The 24,546-nt window shown below is 72.5% G+C and carries 18 protein-coding genes; 5 read left to right on the forward strand and 13 right to left on the reverse strand.

Annotated features, from left to right (window positions below):
* Positions 1 to 189: 189 nt before the first annotated feature.
* Positions 190 to 543 (reverse strand): hypothetical protein, encoded by a 354-nt coding sequence (locus FEF34_RS14660; protein ID WP_138053599.1) that lies wholly within the window; start codon positions 541 to 543, stop codon positions 190 to 192.
* A 250-nt stretch (positions 544 to 793) separates the two neighbouring features.
* Between FEF34_RS14660 and FEF34_RS14665 the strand changes: the two genes are divergently transcribed.
* Entirely contained in the window at positions 794 to 1,843 is a 1,050-nt protein-coding gene (locus FEF34_RS14665; RefSeq protein ID WP_138053600.1) for a C40 family peptidase, read from the forward strand.
* Positions 1,844 to 2,240: 397 nt separating this feature from the next.
* Positions 2,241 to 2,972: a hypothetical protein gene (locus FEF34_RS14670; RefSeq protein ID WP_138053601.1), complete on the forward strand. Its 732-nt coding sequence runs from the start codon at positions 2,241 to 2,243 to the stop codon at positions 2,970 to 2,972.
* A 243-nt stretch (positions 2,973 to 3,215) separates the two neighbouring features.
* On the opposite strand, the gene FEF34_RS14675 is transcribed toward FEF34_RS14670, so the two are convergent.
* Together FEF34_RS14675 and FEF34_RS14680 are read right to left on the reverse strand one after the other, a co-directional pair.
* On the reverse strand, positions 3,216 to 3,911 hold the full coding sequence (locus tag FEF34_RS14675) for a LuxR C-terminal-related transcriptional regulator (RefSeq protein WP_138053602.1): 696 nt from the start codon (positions 3,909 to 3,911) through the stop codon (positions 3,216 to 3,218).
* On the reverse strand, positions 3,908 to 5,182 hold the full coding sequence (locus tag FEF34_RS14680; RefSeq protein ID WP_138053603.1) for an ATP-binding protein: 1,275 nt from the start codon (positions 5,180 to 5,182) through the stop codon (positions 3,908 to 3,910). Before FEF34_RS14680 ends, FEF34_RS14675 begins: the two co-directional genes overlap by 4 nt.
* Before the next feature lie 160 nt (positions 5,183 to 5,342).
* Here FEF34_RS14680 and FEF34_RS14685 point away from each other — a divergent pair, with 160 nt between their 5' ends.
* Positions 5,343 to 6,638, forward strand: coding sequence for a PspC domain-containing protein (locus tag FEF34_RS14685; RefSeq protein ID WP_138053604.1), 1,296 nt, complete (start codon positions 5,343 to 5,345; stop codon positions 6,636 to 6,638).
* Between the two features lie 156 nt (positions 6,639 to 6,794).
* Here the strand turns inward: FEF34_RS14685 and FEF34_RS14695 are convergent, their stop codons facing one another.
* The 4 genes from FEF34_RS14695 to guaA all read right to left on the reverse strand — a co-directional run bounded on the left by FEF34_RS14695 (position 6,795) and on the right by guaA (position 11,336).
* On the reverse strand, positions 6,795 to 7,313 hold the full coding sequence (locus FEF34_RS14695; protein ID WP_138053606.1) for a DoxX family protein: 519 nt from the start codon (positions 7,311 to 7,313) through the stop codon (positions 6,795 to 6,797).
* Between the two features lie 90 nt (positions 7,314 to 7,403).
* A complete protein-coding gene (locus FEF34_RS14700; RefSeq protein ID WP_407698282.1) occupies positions 7,404 to 8,645 on the reverse strand; it encodes a hypothetical protein in 1,242 nt (413 codons plus the stop codon).
* Positions 8,646 to 8,779: 134 nt separating this feature from the next.
* Positions 8,780 to 9,568 carry a class II aldolase/adducin family protein gene (locus FEF34_RS14705; RefSeq protein ID WP_138053607.1) on the reverse strand — a complete coding sequence of 263 codons (789 nt, stop codon included), beginning with the start codon at positions 9,566 to 9,568 and terminating at the stop codon, positions 8,780 to 8,782.
* Between the two features lie 160 nt (positions 9,569 to 9,728).
* Positions 9,729 to 11,336: a glutamine-hydrolyzing GMP synthase gene (guaA, locus tag FEF34_RS14710; protein WP_171052958.1), complete on the reverse strand. Its 1,608-nt coding sequence runs from the start codon at positions 11,334 to 11,336 to the stop codon at positions 9,729 to 9,731.
* 309 nt (positions 11,337 to 11,645) lie between these two features.
* On the opposite strand from guaA, the gene FEF34_RS14715 reads away from it, so the two are divergent.
* Positions 11,646 to 11,942, forward strand: a complete 297-nt coding sequence (locus FEF34_RS14715) for a chorismate mutase (protein ID WP_138053608.1) — start codon at positions 11,646 to 11,648, stop codon at positions 11,940 to 11,942.
* A gap of 451 nt (positions 11,943 to 12,393) precedes the next feature.
* Here the strand turns inward: FEF34_RS14715 and FEF34_RS14720 are convergent, their stop codons facing one another.
* Positions 12,394 to 12,672: a hypothetical protein gene (locus FEF34_RS14720; RefSeq protein ID WP_138053609.1), complete on the reverse strand. Its 279-nt coding sequence runs from the start codon at positions 12,670 to 12,672 to the stop codon at positions 12,394 to 12,396.
* Positions 12,673 to 12,903: 231 nt separating this feature from the next.
* Here FEF34_RS14720 and FEF34_RS14725 point away from each other — a divergent pair, with 231 nt between their 5' ends.
* On the forward strand, positions 12,904 to 14,025 hold the full coding sequence (locus FEF34_RS14725; protein WP_171052959.1) for an LPXTG cell wall anchor domain-containing protein: 1,122 nt from the start codon (positions 12,904 to 12,906) through the stop codon (positions 14,023 to 14,025).
* A 71-nt stretch (positions 14,026 to 14,096) separates the two neighbouring features.
* Here FEF34_RS14725 and FEF34_RS14730 read toward each other — a convergent pair whose 3' ends face one another.
* The 5 genes from FEF34_RS14730 to FEF34_RS14750 form a co-directional block, all read right to left on the reverse strand.
* Positions 14,097 to 15,935, reverse strand: a complete 1,839-nt coding sequence (locus tag FEF34_RS14730; protein ID WP_138053610.1) for a GMC family oxidoreductase — start codon at positions 15,933 to 15,935, stop codon at positions 14,097 to 14,099.
* 99 nt (positions 15,936 to 16,034) lie between these two features.
* Positions 16,035 to 17,663 carry a succinic semialdehyde dehydrogenase gene (locus FEF34_RS14735; protein WP_138053611.1) on the reverse strand — a complete coding sequence of 543 codons (1,629 nt, stop codon included), beginning with the start codon at positions 17,661 to 17,663 and terminating at the stop codon, positions 16,035 to 16,037.
* 267 nt (positions 17,664 to 17,930) lie between these two features.
* Positions 17,931 to 19,607, reverse strand: coding sequence for a serine/threonine-protein kinase (locus FEF34_RS14740; protein ID WP_138053612.1), 1,677 nt, complete (start codon positions 19,605 to 19,607; stop codon positions 17,931 to 17,933).
* A 70-nt stretch (positions 19,608 to 19,677) separates the two neighbouring features.
* The gene (locus FEF34_RS14745; protein WP_138053613.1) at positions 19,678 to 21,261 is read right to left on the reverse strand and encodes a serine/threonine-protein kinase; all 1,584 of its coding nucleotides are present in this window, start codon (positions 21,259 to 21,261) and stop codon (positions 19,678 to 19,680) included.
* Positions 21,262 to 21,406: 145 nt separating this feature from the next.
* A complete protein-coding gene (locus tag FEF34_RS14750) occupies positions 21,407 to 24,526 on the reverse strand; it encodes a protein kinase (RefSeq protein WP_138053614.1) in 3,120 nt (1,039 codons plus the stop codon).
* Positions 24,527 to 24,546: the final 20 nt, after the last annotated feature.

Raw genomic sequence — 24,546 nt, forward strand, 5'->3', positions numbered from 1 at the left:
GAGTCACGGACTCGCGCCGCAACGCCCTTCGGAAGAGGGGGTTGCGGCGCGAGCCGTATACGGGAGGGGCCGGCGGTGCGGCGGGAACCGGGCCCGGGGCCCGCTCCGCCGCGGAGGCTCCCGGGCGGCTCAGGGCCGCGCGGCCGTGATGCCGCCGCCGCGGGCGGACGCCCGGGGGCTTCGGACCACTCAGGTCCAGAGGGTCGCGATGAGGACGTTCGCCAGGGTCAGGCCGCCGACCGCCCCGAACACCCCCTTGTCCACGGTCTCCTCGTCCCGCTTGACGTAGACCAGTGCAATGATCACCACGAGCACGGCGAGCTTGATGCCGATCTTGAGGTTGTTCACGGGCTGGTCGTCCGCCTGGTTCAGTCCGACCAGCGCCACGCCCGTCACCAGCATGGTCAGCGCGCCGTGCAACATCCCGGGGGTGAAGCGCGCGGTCCCCGCCCCCATCGCCTTCATCTGGGTGAGGAAGCCGCCGAGCAGCGCCGCGATACCGATGATGTGCAGGGCGACGAAGACATTGATGAGTACGTCCATGGCACCGGAGCCTAGCCGGACGGTCCCAAAGCGAACCCGGACGGTCCTTCTCATGCCAATTCCGTTCATGGCGCCACTTCTTCGTGACCGACAGCTCTAGCGTCCTCACCCAGGTGGCCGGCTCCACCACCGTCCGTACCCGGACGGCTGCCGACCGCCCCCGCCGGAAGAGCCGGTGGCGGGCCGCTCCCCCTGTGCGGTCCGCCGCCGGTACCCGTACCGGCGGGCCCCTACGGAAGGACGGGCCCTCGTGGCAGCGCACCGCAAGCCCAGGCAGCGCACGCTTCCCGGCACCGCCGCACGCCTCTCCGCCACTCTCGCGCTCGCCGGTGCGGCCACCGCCACCGCCTTCGAGGGCGCCGGGCACGCCGAGCCGTTGCCCGGTCCGGACGAGGTCCGGGCCGGGGCGGACCGGCTCTACCAGGAGGCGGAGGCCGAGACCGAGAAGTACAACGGGGCGAAGGAGAAGGCCGATACGGCACGGAGGGAGGCCGGGGAACTCCGCGACGAGGCCGCCCGGCGCACGCAGCGCCTGAACGCCTCCCGCGACGCGCTGGGTTCCTTCGCGACGGCGCAGTACCGGGCGGGCGGCCTCGATCCCGCCCTGCGGCTCGTCCTCCACTCCGACCCGGCGCGATACCTCGCGGGCGCCGAGCTGACCGAGCGGGTCGGTGACCGCCAGGCCGCGGCCCTCGCCGCGGTGCGGCGGCAGATGAGGGAGCTCGAGCAGGTGCGCGCCGAGGCCGGTGAGCGGCTCGCCGAGCTCGAGGAGCAGCGGGCGCACGTGGCCCACCACCGCGCGGAGGTACGGAAGAAGCTGGCCGCGGCCGAGGCCCTGCTGGCACGCCTCACCCCCGAGCAGCGCGCCGCCTACGCCGGCCGGGACGGCGCCGCCACGGGCCGTGCGGACCGCGACACGGTCCGCACCGCTCCCGCCGCCGACGCGCCCAACCCCCGTGCCGCACAAGCCGTCGCCTATGCCTACGGGGCACTCGGCAAGCCCTACGTCTGGGGCGCGACGGGGCCGTCCGCCTTCGACTGCTCGGGGCTGACCCAGGCCGCCTGGCGCTCCGCCGGGGTCGCGCTGCCGCGTACCACGTACACCCAGATCAACGCGGGACAGCGGGTGCCGCGGTCCCGACTCGCGCCGGGAGACCTGGTGTTCTTCTACTCCGGCGTCTCGCACGTGGGGCTGTACATCGGCGGTGGCCGGATGATCCACGCCCCTCGCCCGGGAGCCCCCGTACGGATCGCGCCGATCGACCAGATGCCCTACGCGGGAGCGACGCGGATCGCCTGAGGGCTGTCCCGCAATCCCCGGCCAGCCCCCGACTCGCCCCGGTGTACGGCACGGCCGTGCGCGGCAGCTCGGTCGACCGGGAGCGCTGCGTGGGGACTTCGAGTACGGGTGGGAACGGCAGGACCAACCGCCCGACTACCCAGCGGTAACCTCAAATTTCACACAGCTTCTCGACGTCGCTGGACGCGGCAGAAGTGCCCCACCTACGCTTCTTGGTGTCCCAACGGGCTTTCCATATACCCGAGTTGAGATGTCCCTGGGGTCGGCCAGTCGTGAACATGCATATGCCTTGACCCTCGCGCACAGCAGACATCGTCGGGACTGAGAAACACCCCACAAGTGCCGTGCCTGCGACACGCGCACGCGCGGCTGCAAGGTGAGACGAAAGGAGACTCTCGTGCCGATCGTGGTCCAAGGAGTCGAACTGCAAGGCGGCAACATCAGCACGGCATCCCAGAATGTGTACGACGCCGTGATTGGCATGGAGGCGGAGAAAGGGTGGGACAAGAAGGAGGCTGTCAGCAAAGCTCAACTAGCGAAAGGAAAGGTGGGGAAGTTCTTCGGGCAGCACGGGCAGAAAGACTTAGAGTTCACCTCGTGGAAAACGTTCGCCGAAAGACTCTTGCAGGAGCTGCAAGTCGGCGCGAACGTCAAGGCCGGTGGCAGTGACATGGAGGATGCCGCCGCCGCCGCGATCAACGGACATCGAGCCGACTCCGGGTCGATGCCGGACTGGGTCGGGAAGAAGTTCAGCAAGACCTTCGCAGACCGCGATCCCGACATATACGCCAAGACCAGCGGCGGGGAGAAGGACGAATCAGCCACAGTCAAGGCCGACGTGTTGTCCGACAACGGCCTCGGAGTGGTTGGACCTCCAAGCAAGTTCGACAAAAAAGCGCACACCATCGGCATCTTCAAGCTGCTCGGCGTTGTAGCGAAGTCCCACGGAAAGACAGGTCACTCCTTCATCTACCGGGGAGCGAAGTACACCGAGTCCGACATCGAAAAGGTCGTGGCGCTGACAGGGTGGGCCTGTGATGCCGGCCTTACGGCGTGGGTCGAGGACGACAGCGGCAAATTCGTTGTGGCGGACAAAGACGAGAAACTGTTGAGGCAGCAACTGCAATAAGGGGTGCCGCATCGGCCGACCCTCGACTCCAGCGACATCTTCACGTGATCGCTGTCGCTGGAGTTGAGGTGGGGGCGCCCAGAGGGAGGCGCGGGCACGCGTCCCGCCGCCCGTACGGCTCGCCGACCGGTCGTCTCGTCCGGCGGACCGCGACGATCCCGTCCCGGCCCGGCGGTCCTCGCCCGCCCGTCGTACCCGGCCGGGTCCTCACCTGCCGCGTGGCGCCCGCCGGGGCTCGCGGGATCAGACCAGCCGGCGTGCCGTCGCCCAGCGCGTCAGCTCGTGCCGGTTCGACAGCTGCAGCTTCCTCAGCACCGCCGAGACATGCGACTCCACCGTCTTCACCGAGATGAAGAGCTGCTTGGCGATCTCCTTGTACGCGTAGCCCCGGGCGATCAGCCGCAGCACCTCGCGCTCGCGCTGGGTGAGCCGGTCCAGGTCCTCATCCACGGGAGGCGCGTCCGTCGAGGCGAAGGCGTCGAGGACGAATCCGGCCAGCCGCGGCGAGAACACCGCGTCGCCCTCCTGGACCCGGAAGATCGAGTCGACCAGATCGGCACCGGTGATCGTCTTGGTCACATAGCCGCGTGCGCCGCCGCGGATCACGCCGATGACGTCCTCGGCGGCGTCCGACACGGACAGCGCCAGGAAGCGGACGGGGCGCTCGGCCGCCGCTGCCAGTCCCGCGCAGCGGCGCAGCACCTCCACGCCGCCGCCACCGGGCAGATGAACGTCGAGGAGCACCACCTCGGGACGGGTGGCAGTGATCACGGTGACGGCCTGGTCGACGTCGGCGGCCTCGCCGACGACCTCGACGCCCGTCTCCTCCGTCCTGCCGATCTCGGCCTGCACACCCGCGCGGAACATCCGGTGGTCGTCGACGAGCACGACCCGTACCCGGCGCTCCGTCCCCTCGGCTGCGTCGGTCTGCTCGGTCATCCGTCCGCCCTCTCCATCTCCAGCTCCACTTCGGTGCCTCCACCGGGCACCGACCGCAGGCGCGCCGTCCCTCCGTTGCGCTGCATACGGCCGACGATCGATTCTCGTACGCCCATGCGGTCCTCCGGTACCGCGTCGGGGTCGAACCCCGGCCCCCGGTCACGCACCGAGACGAACACCGTACGGCCCTCCACCTCCGCGTACACCTGTACGGGTCCGCCCTCGCCACCGTACTTCGCCGCGTTGACCATCGCTTCGCGCGCGGCCTGCATCTGCGCCGTCAGCTTCTCGTCGAGCGGGCAGTCACCGACGACGACGACCTCCAGCGGAACGCCGTGCTTGTCCTCGACCTCCGCCGCGGCGCGCTTCACCGCGTCCGCGAGCATGGTGGGCTCCTCGTCCTCCTCCTTGCCGGTGCCCTCCGGCCGGTACAGCCAGTTGCGCAGCTCGCGCTCCTGGGCGCGGGCGAGCCGGCGCACCTCCCCCGCGTCGTCCGCGTTCCGCTGGATCAGGGTGAGGGTGTGCAGCACGGAGTCGTGGACATGGGCGGCGACCTCGGCGCGCTCCTGGGCGCGGATGCGCATGAGGCGCTCCTCGGAGAGGTCCTGGGTCATCCGCACCAGCCACGGGCCGGCCAGCAGGGCCACACCGGCGATCACGGCCAGGGCGGCGGTCAGGACGTTGCCGAGCTGCGCGGCGGAGCCCCGGACGACCACGAAGACGGTGAGCCCCATGCCGACCAGCGCGACGCCCGCCAGGCCACGCGCGAGCTGCAGCAGTCCGCGGCGCCGGCCGTCGCCGGTCCACTGCGCCCGACGGGCGTTGTCCGCCTGCCGCCACACCAGCACGACACCGGCGCCCGTCAGCAGCACCGGCCAGACGTAGCGGTTCGCGGGGCCGCCGAGGTCGATGTTGGCGACGAACACGACCGCGCCGATCAGCAGGGCGACCAGCGCGAACAGCTGCCCCTTGTCGGGCTTGCGCAGCCGTCGCCTGCCGTCGGGTGCCGTCTCGAAGACGGGCTTGGGCTCGGCCGACCTGCCGCCGACACCGAGCGGCACCGCGATCCAGAACACCGCGTAGAGCAGCGCGCCGAGGCCGTCCGCCATGAAGAGCCCGAGGAAGACGAGCCGGACCCAGATCACCGGCAGGCCGAGGTGCCCCGCCAGCCCGCGCGCCACACCGCCCAGCCAACGGCCCTCCGCGCTGCGGTACAGCCTGCGGGCGGCGGGCTCTTCGGCCTCGGGCGGACGGGCGGTGGCGACGGGCATGCCCCGATGGTCACACGGGCCCGGCGGTGGGGACATCAGGGCCGTCCCTGAGAGAGACCCTGAGCATCGGGACCCGCGCCGGGCCCCGGGGTGCGAAATCAGGGAAGGGCCAGGGTCGGGACGGCTGCCGCCCGCCGTGGCGGACCGTCACCATGGAGACATGACTCAGCCGACCGCCCCGCCCGCCGCGCCGCCGGAGCCGCGGCTCCCGCCCGTGCTGCTGCGCCGGACCGCGCGGCACAAGGCCGTCGGCGGGGTCTGCGGGGGGCTCGGCCGGTACTGCGACGTCGACCCGGTGGTCTTCCGTATCGCCACGGGTGTGCTTGCGGCGACCGGCGGCATCGGTCTGATCTTCTACGGCTTCGCCTGGCTGCTGATCCCGCTGGAGGGCGAGGAGGAGAACGAGGCGCGGCGCGCCCTGTCCGGCCGGGTCGACGGGGCCGCCCTGGTCGCCGTGCTGCTGGCGCTGCTCGGCTGCGGGCTGTTCCTGTCGATGCTGGGCAACGACGGGACGCTCGCGTTCTCCGCGCTGCTGTCGCTCGCCGTCGCGGGCGCCGCCGTGTGGTCGCGGCGGCGCACCACCGCCGCCCCGGAGGGGGGACCGCTGGACGCGACGACCGCGCACGCCGTGTCGGAGGCCCCGCCGGAGGCCAAGGCGCCCCCGACACCCGACAGCCCGTCCTGGTGGCGGGACCCGATCGTCAAGGACGGCACCACGGGGCCGGTGGCGACGGGCTACCTGTGGGGGCCGGCCGACTCCGCGCCGGGCGCCGCCGCGCTCCCCCGCGAGCGGCGCCGCGACACCCCGTCACCGCGCCCGCGCGGGCCCCGCGGCATCGCCGGAATCGTCTTCCTGCTCGCTCTGGTGGCGGGTGGTCTCGGTACGGGTCTGTCCTGGGAGTCGCAGCCGCTGGGCACCAGCCTGCAGACCGGGCTCGCCTGCGCGCTCGCCGTGTTCGGATTCGGCCTGGTCGTCGGCAGCCTCCTCGGCCGGATCGGCGGCGGCACGGTCCTGCTGACCGTGGTCACGGCCGTGCTCCTGACGGGTGCCTCCGTCCTGCCCGAGGAGATCAGCACCCAGTGGACGCGGACTGACTGGCGGCCCGCGACGGCCGCCGCCGTCGCTCCGCGGTACCAGCTGGGCTCGGGCACGGCCACGCTCGACCTGAGCCGGGTGGCGGTGCCGCCGGAGGGGACGGTGAGCACCGTCGCGGAGGTCGGCGCGGGCCGGCTGAGGGTCGTGCTGCCCCCGGACGCCACGGTGCGGATCCGGACCCGCGTCGGCGTCGGTGACGTCCGGCTGCCCGGGGATCCGGTGAACGACGTGGACGTCGCCCCGGACAGGGACCGCACGGACACGCTCGCTCCGCCCGCCGGTGCGGGGCCCGCGGGCACGCTCGACCTCGATCTGACGGTCGCGCTCGGACAGGTGGAGGTCATCCGTGCCGCTTCATGAGTTCCGTCCGGGCAGGCTGATCGCGGGCACCGCGGCCCTGGGGACCGCCGCGGCCTATCTCGGTGACGCGACCGGGGCGTGGCAGGCCCCGTGGTTCACGGCCCTTCCGGTGATGTCCGGCGGCCTCTTCCTCGCCGCCGTCGCCACCTTCGTCCACTACCGGCTGCGTCGGCGCCGTTCCGCGATCGCCGCGTCCAGGGAGAACACGGAGGCGCCGGCGAGCACCAGCGGCAGCCAGGCAACCAGGTAGGCCAGATCGTTCCCGTAGTAGTACGGCTCGGTCTGCCAGCTGACGGTCAGCCACAGGCTCAGCGAGATCAGCGCCCCGCCCAGGGCGGCCAGCCGCGCGAACAGCCCCAGCAGGGTGCCGATGCCGACGGCCAGTTCGCCGAAGGCCATCGCGTAGCCGAAGCCCTCGGGGCTCTTCAGGGCCATGTCCACGAGCGCGGGTACGGCGGAGCTGTTCCGCACGGTGGCCATCAGCTCGCCGATGGAGCCGGTGCCGCTCGCGGAGATGAACGCGCTGTCGAGGAGCTTGTCCAGTCCCGCGTAGACGAAGGTCACTCCGAGGAACAGCCGCAGCGGCAGCAGGGAGTAGCGCGCCGCGCGTCCCTTCCAGTCGGTGCCCACGTCGTCGGTCGCGTACGTCGCCGTCGTCCGGTACACATGCGTCATCGTCGCCTCCGTGTCTCACCCGGCTGGGACGATTGTCCCCACGGCCCGCCCCCGTGAATACGGGGGCGACGGCCGTACGGCTCAGCCCGGTCAGTCCACGACGTCGACGGCCATCCGGTTCGACTCGGCGCCCGCGGCCGTCACGACCTGCACCTCGACCCTTCCGGGCTCGACCTCGGCCGGCACCGGGACCGTGATGCTCGTATCACTGGGGCTGGTGAATCCGCCAAGGACCGGGACCAGCGGCACATGGACGTGGACCGCGCCGATCCGGACGGTCATCAGCGCGAGCCGGTCGGGGTTCCCGGCGCCCGGCGGCACGAACCCGGCACCCCGGATCTCGATGTCGTCACCGATGCGGACGGGGCCGTCGAGGCCGCCGGGCTCCCTGGCGCGGACGACGGACAGGACGACCGGGCGGCCGCCCTCCGCGTACTTCCCGGCGAGGTAGACCCCCGCCGAGACCAGGACCAGCACGGTCAGGCCCCACGGCAGCTCCGGCAGCCGGTCGGGCCGGCGTGCCAGCAGCACCGTCGCGCAGACGAGGGCGACCCCGCCGACGAGGACGTACTGGGCGTCCGGGAAGCTGCCGCGACCCGCGTCGTCGCAGACCAGGTCCGCGGGCCGGGGCCGGTCCGCCTCCACCTTCTGCAGCCGCTGCGTGATGATGCGCACGGTGACGACACGGCGCACGACGACGGCGATCAGGGAGACGGCGGCCGTGATCGTGAGCAGTCCGGCGCCCTGGGCGAGGCCGAGTCCGGCGGGGGCCGACGCGGCGAGCCGGAACGCCAGGAACAGCACGGTGTAGGCGGCGAACAGCATCCACGCGGCGGCCACCGCCCGCGAGGTCGACAGCCGGTTGTCCTCGCCGACGAGCGGTGCGAGGAGTCCACCGTGCGTCCGGTGGAGCCGGGCCGCCCCGGTGAGCAGCCCGGCCAGACCGACGGCGGCGGCGAGGCAGGCGGTGCGGGCCACGGTCCAGCCGGAGCCGATCGCGGTCACGGCCTGCACCAGGAGGAGCAGGACGACCCAGCCCCACAGCACCAGCAGGGTGCGCCGCCAGACGCGGGTGAGCCACGACTCCCCGGCGGCGCGGCTGCGCTCGGCGACCGCACGGGCGGACTCGGTCAGCTCGTCGGAGATCCACTGACGGGTGCCGCCCGCGGAGGAGGCGACCTGGGCGGGCAGCCCGCGTCCCCCGGCGAGTTCGTCGCGCCTGGCCAGGAACCGGGCGACGGCCCTCCGGTGTCCCTCACGTCTGCCGTGCGGGCAGTCGCCACAGGTACAGCCCCCGCCGTGCACGCTCTGTCCCGCTTCCTGCACCGCCACGGCGACGCACCCTTCCCCGGTAGGCAGCTTCGGCAACTACCCCGTGATTCCAAGGAATTGTGCCGTACGGACGAGGCCACGCGCGCCTCGGAAAGCCGGCGCGAGGGTGATTTCCGCACGATCGAATTGACGTACTACGACATGAGTTCGGGTTCTTCGGCGGCGATCCGACGCCACAGGGGCTGGTAGCTGATCCATGCGACGAGATCGCCGCCGAGCTGCTCACGGGTGGCGAGTGCGTCGCGGTGGTCGATGGGCACCGGCTTCCCGGCGGCCCGGGCGCTCAGCTGCACCTGCGCGCAGCGCTCCATGGAGACGAACCACCAGGCCGCCGCGTCGACGGAGTCCCCAACCGTGAGGAGCCCGTGGTTGCGCAGGATGACCGCCTTGTACGGGCCGAGGGCGGCCGCGACGCGCCTGCCCTCCGCCGCGTCGACGGTGACGCCCGTGTAGGCGTCGTACAGTGCGTGGTCCTGGTAGAAGGCGCACGCCTCCTGGGAGATCGGGTCCAGCAGTTCACCGAGCGCGGCCAGCGCCCGGCCGTGGACGGAGTGGCTGTGCACGACGGCGACGGTCTCGGGCCGGGCCCGGTGCACCGCGGAGTGCACGGCGAACGCGGCCTGGTTGACGTGCCGGGTGCCGAGGACGACCTGTCCGTCCCCGTTGACCAGGATCAGCCTGCCTGCCGTCATCGTGGCGAACGGCTCCCCGAACGGGTTGACCCAGAAGCAGTCCGGCGCCTCCGGGTCGCGCACGCTGATGTGCCCGGCGACGCCCTCCTCGTACCCGAACCGGGCGAACAGCCGCAGCGCGCCGGCCAGCCGCTGCTTCCGGTATGCACGTTCATCCGCCACGGACTCGTGCACGGGCGGCATGGCGAAGTGCAGCCGCTCGGCGGGTATCGGCTCCGGCATGTCGGTCATGGCGCGGAAGGTACCTCCGGGTGCGCCAACTGGCCATATGCGGCGCGCGCCTTGTGCGGGACCGGAGGTGCGCGGCCGCACGCGGGAGGTGGGGGGGGACGGGTCGCCGCCGCTCAGACGAATGAGCGACGGCGTCGGTGTCGACCTGGGGAGCGGGGGGTCACTCCCACTCGATGGTGCCCGGCGGCTTCGACGTCACGTCGAGAACGACGCGGTTCACGTCGGCGACCTCGTTGGTGATACGGGTCGAGATCTTCGCCAGGACGTCGTACGGCATCCGCGTCCAGTCCGCCGTCATCGCGTCCTCGGACGAGACCGGGCGGAGCACGATCGGGTGGCCGTAGGTGCGGCCGTCGCCCTGGACGCCGACGGAGCGGACGTCCGCGAGCAGGACCACCGGGCACTGCCAGATGTCGCGGTCGAGACCGGCGGCGGTCAGCTCCTCGCGGGCGATCGCGTCGGCCTCGCGCAGCAGGTCCAGGCGCTCCTTGGTGACCTCGCCGACGATACGGATGCCGAGACCGGGGCCCGGGAAGGGCTGGCGCTGGACGATCTCCTCCGGCAGGCCCAGCTCCTGGCCGACCATCCGGACCTCGTCCTTGAACAGCTTCCGCAGCGGCTCGATCAGCTCGAACTCGAGGTCCTCGGGGAGACCGCCGACGTTGTGGTGCGACTTGATGTTCGCCGTGCCCGTGCCTCCGCCGGACTCCACCACGTCCGGGTAGAGCGTGCCCTGGACCAGGAACTGCACCGGCTGCTCGCCGTGCTCACCGGCGGCCTCGGCGACGATCTCGGCCTGCGCCTGCTCGAAGACCCGGATGAACTCCCGGCCGATGATCTTCCGCTTCTCCTCGGGGTCGGAGACCCCGGCGAGCGCGTCGAGGAAGCGCTGCTCGGCGTCGACGACCTTCAGGGAGACGCCGGTCGCGGCGACGAAGTCCTTCTCCACCTGCTCGGTCTCGCCCTTGCGCATCAGGCCGTGGTCGACGTACACGCAGGTCAGCTGGGAGCCGATGGCCTTCTGCACGAGCGCGGCCGCGACGGCGGAGTCGACGCCGCCGGACAGTCCGCAGATGGCACGCTTGTCGCCGACCTGCGCACGGATCGCGGCGGACTGCTCCTCGATCACGTTGCCCGTCGTCCACGTCGGCTCGATGCCCGCGCCGCGGTAGAGGAAGTGTTCCAGGACCTGCTGGCCGTAGGTGGAGTGCATCACCTCGGGGTGGTGCTGGACGCCGTAGAGCTTCTTCTCGTCGTTCTCGAACGCGGCCACGGGCACGACGGCCGTGGAGGCGGTGACGGTGAAGCCCTCGGGAGCAGCGGAGCAGGCGTCGCCGTGCGACATCCAGACCTGCTGCTCGGCCGGGGTGCCCTCGAAGAGCGTCGAGCCGGCCTTGCTGACGTGCAGATCGGTACGGCCGTACTCACGGGCGCCGGAGTTGTCGACGGTGCCGCCGAGTGTCTGCGCCATCAACTGGAACCCGTAGCACATGCCGAAGACGGGGACGCCGGCCTCGAACAGCGCACGGTCGAGGCGCGGGGCACCCTCCGCGTACACGGAGGACGGGCCGCCGGAGAGGATGATCGCCGCAGGGTTCCTGGCCAGCATCTCCTGCACCGGCATGGTGGACGGGACGATCTCGCTGTACACGCGCGCCTCACGGACGCGGCGGGCGATGAGCTGGGCGTACTGGGCGCCGAAGTCGACAACGAGGACCACGTCCGGGTTGGTGACGTCGGGCGCGGCAGCGGGGGACGCAGGTGACACTACGGCGGCCTTCCGGCGGTGGATGGAGGGGGGCTCTGTCAGTCGATTCTACCGGCGCCGCCGTACCGCTCTTCGTCTCACCATCCGAACCCGCGTTGGCCCCGGCGGGGGCCGGGGGGTCATACTGACCCCCATGCGCAAGCACTCGACCTTCGTCTTTACCTATGGCACCCGGCCCGCCGGCTGCCATGGTCGTGCTGCTTGAGCAACTGACAAGCGACTTCCCAGGCGCCCCGGGCCGACAAGGCCCGGGGCGTCCTGTCGTTTCCGGGCCCGGTCGGTACGGGGCCCGCACCCAAGGAGCCCCCTGTGCCCGCCACCGACACCGCAGCCCGTCCCGACACCGGCGCCCGCACCGACGAGGCCGCGGACCTGATCAACGGCGCCCGCGACCGCATCGACTCCCTCGACGACCGGATCATCGGGCTGATCCAGGAACGGATGGCCGTCTCGGCCGTCATCCAGGAGGCCCGGATCACGTCCGGGGGCCGCCGGGTGAACCTCTCGCGCGAGATGGAGGTGCTCGGTCACTACAGGGAGGCGCTCGGCAGGCCGGGGACGGCGCTGGCGATGACGTTGCTGGAGCTGTGCCGCGGCCGCGTCTGAACGGTACGCCGTGCGCCGTGTCCGCAGGGTGCGCGCGGCTCCCGCCCGGAGGGTGCGCGTTGCCCGGTGGGGCGCGCCGGATGTGCGCGGCCGCCGCGTCGGCGCGGATTCCCGCCGCACGTTGTACGCACATCCGTACGGGCGCGCTCTCACTCGTACGGCCCGTGACCGGTCCCGGAGCGCTTCGTTGGTACCGATGTCCGTGCCAGCCAGGGGCGGGCCCCGAAGGAAAGATCCACGCGTGGCTCCGCCGGGGCGTGTGACGTACCGCAGGTACGTCGTGGGACCTCGACCCGGCGAGCGTGACCGGTCGGCAGGGGACAGCAGCCCGGTCACCCCACGGCGGCCGGTTCCGGGGACGCCCGGAACCGGCCGCATCCGGCCCATCCGGCCGAAGCGTTCGTACGGTCGCGCGAACCGCCCGCCACGAACCGGCCCCTGGCGGACCGCATCACAGCTGCGCGCGACGCCCCTCCGCAGGACCGAGCCCCGCACCGTCGGGCCGTTGCCGGACCGGGGGCGGCTCCGGGCCATCCGGTCCGGCGGCGCCCCACCCCGGCCGCGCGCCGCCTCTCGGTACCGACCCGGCCCTGACACCGGCACCGACAGCAAGGGCCCGACCTCGGTGGATGAAGTCCTCGATGTAGGCGTGCTCGGCGGCCTTGACCGTGAGCGGCCGGAACAGCTCGTACACCTCGCCGGGTTCGAAGGTGCCCTCGAAGGCGATCATGCACAGATCATGAATCGGGAACGCCGCGCGGAGCGGGCGCCTCGACCGACATATGCCCGCGGCACTGTGTCGGGCGTCACATAAATTCTGTGTGAGTTTCTGTGCAACCAATTGCACAGGTCACAGGTCATGCATGCGGAACCAACGGCCACACCCGTGCCCCGTTAGCCGGGAGGGCCCCACAAACTCCGTGCCGCGTGACGCGGCACGCCGGACTTCACTGAGGTCTTGATGAAGCTTCGCCGCGCTATGGCCGTCGCTGCCGCGACCGCCGTCATAGCCCCTGCCGCCTTCCTGGCGGCGCCGGCCGCCTATGCGACCGACGGCACCACCAGCACGACCTCCACCGCCGGCTCAACTGGTGACACGGAGACCCCGACAACGGAGGACGACGCGGCGAAGACCGAGACGCCCTCCGCTGAGGACGACGCGAACAACGCCGAGAACCCGGCCGCGGAAGAGGACACGGCCAAGGACGACGCCACCGAGGAGGACACCTCCGAGGACGACGCGGCCAAGGACGACGCGGCCAAGGACGACGCCTCCGAGGACGACGCGGCCAAGGACGACGCCGGCAAGGACGACGCGGCGAAGGACGAGAACGCCGACGAGCAGCCGGGCGACGACGAGGAGTTCCTGCCGTACTGCGAGGAGGTCGACGAGAACTTCGAGGAGAGGGCTCTCGACGTCCAGATCTCCGGCCTGCCCGGCAAGATCGTCGCGGGCAGCGCCCCCGAGGAGTTCAACCTCACCATCACGAACAGGTCGGAGACCGACCTCAAGCAGGTCGCTTTCTACGCCGAGGTTGAGAACTACGAGTACGAGGACGCGGACAAGTTCCTCAGCAAGTACGTCGACCTGGAGTTCAAGCTTCCCGGCACCAACGAATGGGTTGGCATCGGGAACGAGGAGCGGGCCGGCGACTACTTCTGGGGCGTCGAGACCATGAAGTCCCAGGACTTCGTGAAGATCGACCTGCGTCTCACCATCGACAAGAACGCTCCGGCAGGCGACAGCTACTCCTTCGGCTCGGGCGGCTACCTCGGTGACGTCAAGGGCCAGGAGTGCATCGCCGAGAACGCGGGCCAGGTCGTGGACTTCGTCGTCCTGAAGCCGGGCTCCTCGAACGAGAACCCGGGCGAGGCCAAGCCGGGCGACCAGAAGCCCGGGGACAAGGGTCCCGACACCAAGCCGCAGGGTGAGATCAAGGAGATCCCCGTCACCGGCAGCCTCGCCGAGACCGGTTCCTCCTCCGTGCTCCCGGCCATCGGCATCGCCGGCGGTATCGCCGTCGCCGCCGGCGCCGGTGTCGTCTTCGCGATGAAGCGCCGCAAGGGCGACGCCATCGCGTAACGCACCGCACCGAGCAGGAGAGGCGCTGCACTCGGAGGGGGGTGCAGCGCCTCTCGTCTGTTCGGGGGCGGTCAGGACGACTTCGGCGGGACCGCCGGCATGCCGAGGAACGGCAGGTTCAGGGCTCCGAAGGCGTCCGCCGGGACGGCGGGGGCCTTGGGCGCGACCGGAGCCAGGCGTTCGTAGGCGACGCCCTGTTCGGGGCGCGGGTCGGACTCGCCCTTGTTGGGCCAGAAGGACATCGCTCGCTCGGCCTGGGCCGTGATCGTCAGGGACGGGTTCACACCCAGGTTCGCGGACACCGAGGCGCCGTCGACGACCGAGATGCCGGGGTGGCCGTACAGGCGGTGGTACGGGTCGATGACGCCGGTCTCCGCACTGGCGCCGATGGGGCAGCCGCCGAGGAAGTGGGCGGTGAGCGGGGTGCCGATCAGTTCGCCGATGTTGGATCCGGCGAAGCCGTTGATCTCCTCGGCGAGGAGCGTCGCGGCGCGCGTGGCCTCGGGGATCTGGCCGGGGTTCGGGGCTCCGTGCCCCTGGCGGGCGGTGAGCAGGCCCTTGCCGACGCCCTTGGGCTTGCGGTACGTCGTCAGCGAGTTGTCCAGGGACTGCATCACGAGTCCGATGATGGACCGCTCCGCCCAGCGGCGGTTGGAGAGCGCCCGGACGGTGCGCCACGGGTGCCGGGCGCAGTTGGCGAGCCAGGCCAGGACGGGCCGGGAGCTGTACGGAACCTGGAGGACGGTCATGACGCCCATCGCGTTCGAGCCCTTGCCGTAGCGGACCGGCTCGATGTGGGTGCTGGCGTCCGGGTGGATCGAGGACGTGATCGCGACGCCCCGGGTGAAGTCCACCCTGTCCTTGCCGTGGCGCTTGCGGTAGCGCCGGTTGTCGGTCTGGGCCCCGACGATGGCCTCGGAGTTGGTGCGGGTCAGTTCGCCCAGCCGGGCGGAGAGGCGCGGCAGCAGCCCGTCGTCCTTCATCCGGTGCAGGAGGGTCTGGGTGCCGTACGTGCCGGCCGCGACGACGACCCGCCGGGCCGTGAACGTACGGCCGCCGCCCTTGCGCCGGCCGTCGCTGGGGACGGTGCCGACCTCGAAGCCGCCGCGGGAGTCCTCACGCACCGTGACCACCGACGTCATGGGGTGGATGACGGCTCCCGCCCTCTCGGCGAGGTGCAGGTAGTTCTCGTTCAGCGTGTTCTTGGCGCCGTGGCGGCAGCCCGTCATGCACTCGCCGCACTCCGTGCAGGCGCGGCGCGAGGGCCCGGCCCCGCCGAAGTACGGGTCCGGGACCTCGGCCCCGGGCTCGGCCTTCGGCGTGCCGGTGCCGTCCTCGCCGACCGCGTCCCTGCCGTCGCCGAAGAAGACGCCGACGGGGGCCATGTGGAAGGTGTCGCCGACGCCCATCGCCTGTGCGGTGGCCTTCAGATGGACGTCCGACGGGGTCATGGTCGGGTTGAGCCGTACCCCGAGCATGCGCTTGGCCTGGTCGTAGTAGGGCTTCAGCTCGTCCTGCCAGTCCGTGATGTCCTTCCACTGCGGATCGTCGAAGAACGGCGCGGGCGGCACGTAGAGCGTGTTGGCGTAGTTCAACGAGCCGCCACCGACTCCGGCGCCGGCCAGCACCATCACATTGCCCAGCAGATGGATGCGCTGGATGCCGAAGAGGCCGAGCGCCGGAGCCCAGAGGTAGTTGCGCAGGTCCCAGGAGTTCTTCGGCAGGGTCTCCCGGGTGAAGCGGCGGCCCGCCTCCAGGACGCCGACGCGGTAGCCCTTCTCGGTGAGACGCAGCGCGGAGACCGAGCCGCCGAAGCCCGAGCCGACGACGACGACGTCGTAGTCGTACGCGGAATCCGCGTCGCTCTCGCCCCGGTCACCCGGTTCGTGGGCAGGGAAGTCCTCGGACATGGCTCTCCTCGTGGAAAACGTGCGGGTGCCGGCGGCACCGGGGCGTGTGGCGAAAGTCCCTCCCAGCCTGGGCGGACGACGGGACTTTCGAAACACGCCCTAGCGCAGCCGCAGGGCCTTCATCACCTTCAGCGACGTGCTCATGAACGCCGCGTACTTCTCGTCGTCCATGCCGAAGGACGGGGCGAGCGGGATCAGCCGCTGCTGCGCCACGGTCTGGGCCTCGGTGTACTTGAGGATGCCCTCGGAGCCGTGACGCCGGCTCAGACCGGAGTCCTTCATGCCGCCCATCGGCGACTGCACGCTGCCGTAGGCGGGCGCATAACCCTCGTTGATGTTGACGGTGCCCGTGCGCAACCGGGCGGCGACCGCGTGGCCTCGCCTGCCGTCCCTGGTCCAGACGCTGGAGTTGAGGCCGTACGGGGTGGCGTTGGCCTGCTCGACGACGTCGTCCTCGTCCGTGAACCGGTAGACCGAGACGACGGGGCCGAAGGTCTCCTCGGTGCAGACGGACATCGGCGCCTCGACCCCGTCGAGGATGGTCGGCTCGTAGAACAGCGGGCCGATGTCGGTGCGGTGGACGCCGCCCGCGACGAGGGTGGCGCCCTTGGCGACGGCCTCCTCGACATGCCGCTTGACCGTCTCCAGCTGGCGCTCGCCGACCAGGGACCCCATGTCGGCGCCGTACGCGAGGGCACTGCCCAGCCGCATGGCCTTCGTTCGGGCCGCGAAGCGCTCCACGAACGCGTCGGCGACCGACTCGTGCACGTACAGCCGCTCGATGGAGATGCAGAGCTGCCCGGCGGAGGAGAAACAGGCCCGGACGGCGCCGGCCGCGGCCTTGTCGATGTCGGCGTCGTGCAGCACCAGCATGGCGTTCTTGCCGCCGAGTTCGAGGGAGACGCCGACGAGACGGGCTGCGGCGCCCTGGGCGACCTCCCGGCCGGTGCGGGTGGATCCCGTGAACGAGACGTAGTCGGCGTGCCTCACGACCTCGGGGCCGACGACCGGTCCCTCGCCGAGGACGACCTGGAAGACACCTGCCGGGAGCCCTGCCTCGATCAGCAGGTCACGGGCCCAGAGCGCGGTGAGCGCGGTCTCGGTGTCGGGCTTCATCACGACGGCGTTGCCGGAGACGAACGCGGGGAGCGCGTCGCCGACCGACAGCTCCAGGGGGTAGTTCCAGGGGGCGATCTGGCCGACCACCCCGCGCGGCTGGCGCAGTTCGGTGGTCTTGGTGAGGACGGGAACGACACCGGCGTGCCGCTTGGGCCTCAGATAGGAAGGCGCTTTCCGGCCGTAGTGGCGGGCGGCCACGGCGACGGCCAGGACCTCCTCGTGGGCGTGCAGACGGGCCTTGCCGGTCTCCAGCTGGATGAGGTCCAGCACCTCGGCCTGACGCTCCAGGACCAGGTCGTGGAAGCGCAGCAGCACGGCGGCGCGGGCGCGCGGGGAGGTCGCGGCCCAGGCGGACTGGGCGGCCCGGGCGCGGGCGAAGGCCTCGGCCACGTCCTCGGGCGTGGACTCGGGCAGATCTGCCAGCTTCTCCCCGGTGAACGGGGTGTGGTTGGCGGTGCGGCCGGAACCGACGACGCCCCGGGTGAGCTGGGCGACCACCTCGGGGGTGACCACGTCGGCGGCGGTGCGCGCGCCGGCCGGGGCGGCGGCGGTGGGGTTGGTGCCGAGGGCGCCGGTGTGCTGGGCGGCGGGGGCCTGCGAGTCCGTCATGGGGGCGAGAGTATGACGCAATCAAGACTTTGGGTACCCGTCGGTAACAGCTTTTCGCCAGGTCCACACATCGCGCCAGTGATCACTGGCAGATAAGCCCTGATCAGGGGCTTGTGACGTCCCGCACCGTCCCCGTCGCCACATTTCCGGGTTCGACTCGCTCCCCCGCGCCCGGGAGGAGGACCGACCGCGCCGGCCGCCTCCGGCCGTCGTCCGGCGGGGATCCGCTCCCCGCGGATCCCCGCCCCCTCGCTCGGGCCGGCCGGCTCACAGACCCTGGATCTGCAGGTGCTTCACGACATTCGTGAAGATCTGCTCCCCGTCCTGCCGGGCGGCTCCCTCCGAGGGCATCTGGACCCTCAGCCGCCAGTGCACCTCGTCCTTTCCGGGCACGACCAGTTCGTGCCAGCGGTAGCGGACGGCGTCCTCCTCGCTGTCCCCGTAGAACAGGAAGTCGACCGTGGTCTCGAAGGACTTCGCGCCCTGGTGTGTGACGTCCCTGGTGCCGACGTCGGCGTCCTTGATCTCCCTGCCGTTCTCGCCGCCCTTCGCGTACCAGTCCTTCCACACCTCCTTCCTGGGCTCGAGGACCTCCACGGTGGTGTCCTCGTCTCCGGCCCCGACGCGCTCCAGGTAGACCGAGAACACCCCGCTGGGGTCGCGGTAGTTGACGGCGAAGCCGCCGTCGAACTCGGTCCGTTCGTACTCCTCCGGCACGGCCACGTCCGCCGCGAGGATCTCGCTCTCCGGGCGCACCTTCCAGCCCTCCGGCAGTTCGTCGCCGCCGAAGGGGTCGACGACGACGGCGGTGGCGGCGAGCGCGACCGCGAGGAGGCCGCCGAGGAGTCCCCACTGCGCCGGGCGGTTGCGGTGCAGGACCGGCGGCACCCAGCGGGAGCCGCCGCTCCCGGCCGCGGTCCCGGTGCCGTACGCACGGGTCGCGTCGAGGGAGGGCTGGGGCGGGCGGGCCACGGCCTCCAGCGTGGAGCGGATCTCCGCAGCGGTCGGCCGGGCCGCCGGGTCCTTGCGCAGCAACTGCATCACCAGCGTGCCGAAGGCGCCGGAAGCACGCGCCGGGACCTGGGGTTCCGCGGAGAGTACGGCCTGAAGCGTGGCAGGGGTGTGCGAGCGCCGGTACGGGGACATGCCCTCGACGGCCGCGTACAGCACCACGCCGAGCGACCACAGGTCCGACTCCGGGCCCGGCCGCTGGCCCAGCACCCGCTCCGGGGCGATGTACTCGGGCGAGCCGACGAACGCGCCGGTCTCGGTGAGACCCTGCTCGCCCTCGACCTGGGCGATGCCGAAGTCGGTGAGCACGACCCGGTCACCGCGCCCCAGCAGGACGTTGTCGGGCTTCACGTCGCGGTGCAGCACGCCCGCCTCGTGCGCGGCGGACAGCGCGCCGAGGACGGCGAGGCCGATCCTCGCGGCCTCGCGCACGTCCAGCGTTCCCTCCTGCAGCCGGTCGCCGAGGGACTGACCGCGCACCAGCTCCATGACGATCCACGGCTTGCCGTCCTCCATGACGACGTCGTGCATGGTGACGACCGAGGGGTGGTCGATCCGGGCGGCGGCGCGGGCCTCGCGTTGCATGCGCAGATGGACGTTCTCGCGCTCCCGCTCGCCCAAGTGCTCGGGGAGACGCGGCTCCTTGACCGCGACGTCCCGGTCGACGACCTCATCGTGCGCGCGCCAGACGGTGCCCATGCCGCCGTGCCCGAGGCGGGAGACAAGCCGGTAGCGCCCGCCGATGACACGTCCGGTCTCCGGGTCGGCAGGCGCCGCCGGTGTGCCGGTCACCTGCTGGGTCGGCACCCGATACGGCGTACCGGGACCGGACTGCCGCGGTCCGGACTGCGGCGGCCCGGCAGGCTGCGGCGCCTGCGGCGGGCGGAGTGCGTAACTGGTGGGCTCGTTCGCCCGTCCCCCGTCGTTCGTCATGCTCATATCCTGGCGAAGAGCGTTTGCCATCGCCACTGCCGGGGTTGAGAGATGCAGAGCCGTGACAGAGTCAACCCGCCGAGGGCGCGAAGCTCTGCACCATTCTGTCGAAGTGCTGCCGGGTCGTGGCCCACTCCTCCGCCGGGCTGGACATGTAGAGCGCGTACTCGGTGCCGTCGTCGCCGTAGTAGACCTGGTCGATGGCGCGCCGCTCCCCCGCGTTGTTCTTGGTCTCGGTCCAGGTGAACTCCCACAGGGCGGAGTTCTCCTGGTCCCGGAAGGTGTTCTGGTCGAGCCGCACCCGCTCGTACTCCGGCAGTCGCTTCCTGACGGTCTTCTCGACGTCGAGCATGTGCATGTACGGGTTCTCGAAATCGGGCGTCGCGTCGATGCTGATGCGGATGAGCCGGCGGCCGTTGTCGGGCGTGTAGTCGATCTGGTCGCCGTTCCGCTGGCGCGCCCAGCCCTCTGGTACGAGCAGGCTGAAGCCCTCGGGGTCCCGTACCCGCCGCCACTTCTCCCCGTCCGCGGGCTTCGGAGTGGAGCCCGCGGACGGGGCGGAGAATCCGGCGTCGTCGGTGGTGGGGCTCCCGCCACCGGTTCCGTACCGCAGGGCGAGGAATCCGGCGCCGCCGCCCGCCACGGCGGCGAGGACCGCCACGAGCAGCGCCCGGCGCCAGACGCCGGAACGTTTCGGCGCGGAGGTCGCGGGGACGGGTGCGGGCGTCGGCCCGGTGAGCGGCGCGGTCGCCGCCCACCGGGCCTCCGGTTCCACCGCCCGTGTCGGCACATACGCCTGCGCCGCTCGGGGCCGGCGCCCCTCCACCGCCTCCAGCAGCATCCGCTCGGCCTCGTCGGCCGGCGGCCGGTGCTCGGGCTCCTTGCGCAGCAGCGCGGAGATGACGGGTTCCAGCGCTCCGGCGTGCGGGGCGGGCGGGTGTTCCTCGGTCACCACGGCCTGCATCGTGGACAGCGGCGACGTGCGCCGGAACGGCGAGTTCCCCTCCACCGCCGAGTAGAGGGTGGCGCCCAGGGACCACAGGTCGGAGGCCGGCCCGGGATCGCTGCCCCGGACCCGCTCGGGGGCCAGGTAGTCGATGGAGCCGACGAGTTCGCCCGTCCTGGTGATGGTCGAGTCGCCCTCGATCGCGGCGATGCCGAAGTCGGTGAGGAGGACCCGCCCGTCGGAGGCGAGCAGCACGTTGCCGGGCTTGACGTCGCGGTGCAGCACCCCGGCGGCGTGCGCGGCGCGCAGGGCCCCGAGGACGTGCAGCCCGATCCGGGCTGCCTCGGCCGGCTGGATACGGCCGGACTCCTTGGCCGCGTCGGCGAGTGACGGCCCGTCGACGTACTGCATCACGATCCACGGCCGGCCGTCGTACTCCAGTACGTCGTGGACGGTGACAACGTTGGGGTGGCTGATCCGGGCGGCGGCGCGGGCCTCCTTCTGCGTGCGCGCGTGCAGCACCGTGCGGTCCGCCTCGGACACGTACAGACCGGCGGTCAGTTCCTTGACGGCGACCGTCCGGTGGAGGACTTCATCCTGCGCGCGCCAGACCTTGCCCATGCCTCCGCGACCGATGCTCTCGGTCAGTCGGTACCGGCCTGCCAGCAGAAGTCCCGCTGCCGTACCCGCGCTCTGTGCGTGTTCCACGTGTTCCGCCCCGTTCCTTGGATTCCCAGGTTACGGAGGGGAGGTACGTGCACGGAACCTGGGGCGGCTCAGTAACTCGCACCGTGATGTGGCGGTTGCGGCGCGCGGTCGGGAGCGGAAATACGGCGGGACCGACCCTCCGGGGTCAACTCCGGGCGCGGTAGGCCGTCATGGCCTGCTGGTAGATCTCGGTGACCTTGTCCCGCTGGCCCTCGGGGCCGATCACCTGCAGCACGTGGTACCTGTCGCCGACGATCATGGCGAGATTGCGGACGTACACCTCGCGTCCGGTGCTATCCTGCCAGGTGAACTGGCCCTCCGCCATGGCCTGCTTGCCCACGTCGATCCGGCGCAGCCCGGAAGCCGTGGACCAGGACGAGTCGCGGAAGGGCTGGAGCTCCCGCTCCTTGTCGCGCTGGTACGCCATCGGGTCGGATCCGTTCGCCCCGACGGTGTCCCGGCCGGGGACGACGATGAGCGTGAAGTCCCCGCCGACGTAGCGGACCTGGCCGCTGTCGTTGACCGGGTTGCGCTGCCAGGTCTTGTCGACGCCGATCCGGAAGCCCTCGGGGTCCACGCGCACGACGTAGCCTTCGGCGAGGTCCACGGCGGGCGCGGAGGTCTGCGGCCCCTTCCCGTCCGGCGACGGGTCACCGCCGGCCTCGCCGTCCGGGCCCCCGGGCCGGTCCGGCCCCTGGGACGAGGACGAGGCCGGCTGGGATGACGGCGCGGCCCCGGGGCCGGTCCTGGGCATGAACAGCACGGCGTAGGCGATGGCGGCGGCGAGCGCGAGCAGGATCAGGAGGAGCAGCGTCCGGCCCAGCGCGCGCGGGCTGCGCGCCGGCCGCTCGCGGGGCTCCCTGGGCGGCCTGGGCTCCCTGGGCTTCTTGTGGCGGTGCCGGCCCCGGAGTTCGGCGGAGCCGCCGCGGCGCCTGCGGACCAGCTCGCCCCTGCGCCGCACGACGGGGAGGCGGGTGCCGTCGACGGAGGGCAGCGGGACCACCTCGGTGCCCGCGTCGGGTTCCGGGGCGGAGCGGACGAGCGAACGCAGCCAGCCGCGCAGCTCCTCGAAGTCCGGTCTCTCGGTGGCGTCCTGACGCAGCAGCGACTCCACCACCGGACGCAGCGGGCCGCACTCCTCGGCGAACGCCGGCGGTTCCGCGCAGACGAGCTGGACCAGCTCGGCCGGGTGCTCCTCCGGGTACGGGGCATGGCCCTGCACCGCGCGGTAGAGCAGAGCACCGAGCGCCCACAGGTCGGTGGCCGGGCCGATCGGCGGTGCCAACTGCCAGTTCTCGTGGACCGGGCCCGCCTGCTCCGGTGCCCAGCGCTCGGTGACGGCTCCGACGACCGCGATCCGGGTCTGGCGGGCGCGCTCGGCGGCGAGGGGCGTCGTGGGACCCCGGTAGGGCTCCGGGGTCGCTCCGGCGGCGACGACCTCGTCCCAGCGGCCTGCGGGGACGGGCCGCGCACCGGCGTCCGCGTCGGTCCCCCGCCGGGCGTCGGCGCGCAGGGCGTCGCGGGCGCTGCCGCCGTACGCGGCCGCGCTGCCACCGGCCGGGACCGGGGCGGCGCCGTCCGAGGTGGGGCCGTCGCGCCAGATGCCGGCGAGCCGGACCCGGCGGGGGCCGCCGTCCGGGTCCTCGTGCGGACCGTCGTGGGGGCCGCCGTCCGGGTCGTCGTGCTCGTCGGCGTCATCGGCCGCTTCGGCGTCCGCGGGCCGCGACCACCACTGCGGGGCGGGCGACCCGGCGCGGGGAGCGGGCAGGGCCGGACGGGGCCGGAGCGGAGGCACCGCGGTGCCGGGGGGCGTCCCGGATCCCTCGGGCGCGTCCCACTCGTCCCTCACGCCGGGGTGGTGCAGCCGCCCGATGCCGTCCGTCGCACGACCCGCGGGCGGCAGCGCGCCACCGCCGACGCGGTCGCCGTGGCCGTGCGCGCCGGTCGGGTCGTCGCCGCCGGGCGGGCGGCCGGTGCCGTCGGGCCCACCGGGGGAGGGGCCGGCCGCGGCGCGGCCGGGGAACCGGACGGCCTCGCCTGCGCCGTGGGCGCCCTCGTCGTCCGCGGCCTGCCACCGGCGGCCCTCGGGATCGGCCGTGGGTCCGTCGCCATCAGCGCCGAAGGGAGCACCGTACTCGGCGGCACTCCGCTCGCCGCCCCCGGTGCCGTCCCCGGAACGAGGGCTCCTGGAGCCGGGGTCACCGCCGCCGGGCAGGGCCCATCGGCTGTCGCCGGGCAGACAGGCGCCCGGACCGCCGTCGCCGACCCGGTCCTGGTCGCGGTCGTCGCGAGCCGGCCCCTGCCGGCTCTCCTCGCTGAGCCGGGAGGCGGCACGCGCCCCGGCCCGGTAGGCGGCGATCGCACCGGCCCGCGCGGCGCGTGCGTCGTCCGGGCCGCCGCCGATTCCGTGGCCGTACGCGGGAGGGGCGTACCGGTCCACCGCGCCGCCGGGGCCGGGCACCCGGTCCGGCAGGGCAGGAGGTGCGGGCAGCCGCTCGGGGGACGGTCGAACCCGGTAGGCCTCCGTCGCGTCCGTCCCCGGGCCCGGGGGCTCCTGACCGCCGGGCCCCAGCGGAGCCGGCCCCGTCGCGTAGGGCGGCGCGTAGGGCGGGCACGGCGCCCCGAACGGTGGCTCCGCCGGCTCGGCCTCCTCGACGCCGGCGGCCGGTTCCGGGACCGGCGCGTACCCGCACAGGGCCTCCTCCGCCGCGCCCGCCGCGAGTCCCGTCAGCACGACACGGCCGTCGTCGCACACGAGCACCGTGCGGACGGTGATGTTCCGGTGGGTCCAGCCGTGCGCGTGGAGGGCACGCAGGGCCGTCAGCACGTCCGAGCCGATCTCCGCCGCCCGGTACGGGTTCAGCGGCCTCTCGGCCAGCAGCGCGGCGAGCGGTCGTGCGGCGACCAGCTCACTGACGATCCACAGCGACCCGTCCTCGGCGAACACGTCGAAGACCTGGTCGAGCCGCGGATGGTCGGGGATCTGCGCGGCGGCCTGCGCCGCCTCGACGGCCCGCCGCACCGCCGGGTCGGTCGGCCGGCGGGTGGTGCGCCCCGCGGCCCGGCGCGGCGGGGGAACGCCGGCGCCACCCCGGTCGTCGAGCACCTCCGCCTCGACGACCTCGGGCAGCGGGACCTGCCGGACGAGGACTTCCTGGCCGCTGTAGGTGTCGAAGGCACGCGTCTCGACGAGTTCGTACTCGTCGGAAGGCGGCAGGGGGAGCCGATAGCGGTCGGCCAGCACCCTTCCCGCGTAGTCGTCCACGACGCCTCCCCACCAGCGTG

Origin of the sequence: Streptomyces marianii, assembly GCF_005795905.1 — a bacterium.
GTDB lineage: Bacteria > Actinomycetota > Actinomycetes > Streptomycetales > Streptomycetaceae > Streptomyces > Streptomyces marianii.

Bases quoted from the DNA above. Each gene is read 5' to 3' on its own strand.
- FEF34_RS14680 (WP_138053603.1), bottom strand. From the start codon at position 5,182: ATGCCCGTCGCCACCGCCCGTCCGCCCGAGGCCGAAGAGCCCGCCGCC.
- FEF34_RS14660 (WP_138053599.1), bottom strand. From the start codon at position 543: ATGGACGTACTCATCAATGTCTTCGTCGCCCTGCACATCATCGGTATC.
- FEF34_RS14720 (WP_138053609.1), bottom strand. From the start codon at position 12,672: ATGATCGCCTTCGAGGGCACCTTCGAACCCGGCGAGGTGTACGAGCTG.
- FEF34_RS14685 (WP_138053604.1), top strand. From the start codon at position 5,343: ATGACTCAGCCGACCGCCCCGCCCGCCGCGCCGCCGGAGCCGCGGCTC.
- FEF34_RS14725 (WP_171052959.1), top strand. From the start codon at position 12,904: ATGAAGCTTCGCCGCGCTATGGCCGTCGCTGCCGCGACCGCCGTCATA.
- FEF34_RS14675 (WP_138053602.1), bottom strand. From the start codon at position 3,911: ATGACCGAGCAGACCGACGCAGCCGAGGGGACGGAGCGCCGGGTACGG.
- FEF34_RS14740 (WP_138053612.1), bottom strand. From the start codon at position 19,607: ATGACGAACGACGGGGGACGGGCGAACGAGCCCACCAGTTACGCACTC.
- FEF34_RS14730 (WP_138053610.1), bottom strand. From the start codon at position 15,935: ATGTCCGAGGACTTCCCTGCCCACGAACCGGGTGACCGGGGCGAGAGC.
- FEF34_RS14695 (WP_138053606.1), bottom strand. From the start codon at position 7,313: ATGACGCATGTGTACCGGACGACGGCGACGTACGCGACCGACGACGTG.
- FEF34_RS14735 (WP_138053611.1), bottom strand. From the start codon at position 17,663: ATGACGGACTCGCAGGCCCCCGCCGCCCAGCACACCGGCGCCCTCGGC.
- FEF34_RS14705 (WP_138053607.1), bottom strand. From the start codon at position 9,568: ATGACCGACATGCCGGAGCCGATACCCGCCGAGCGGCTGCACTTCGCC.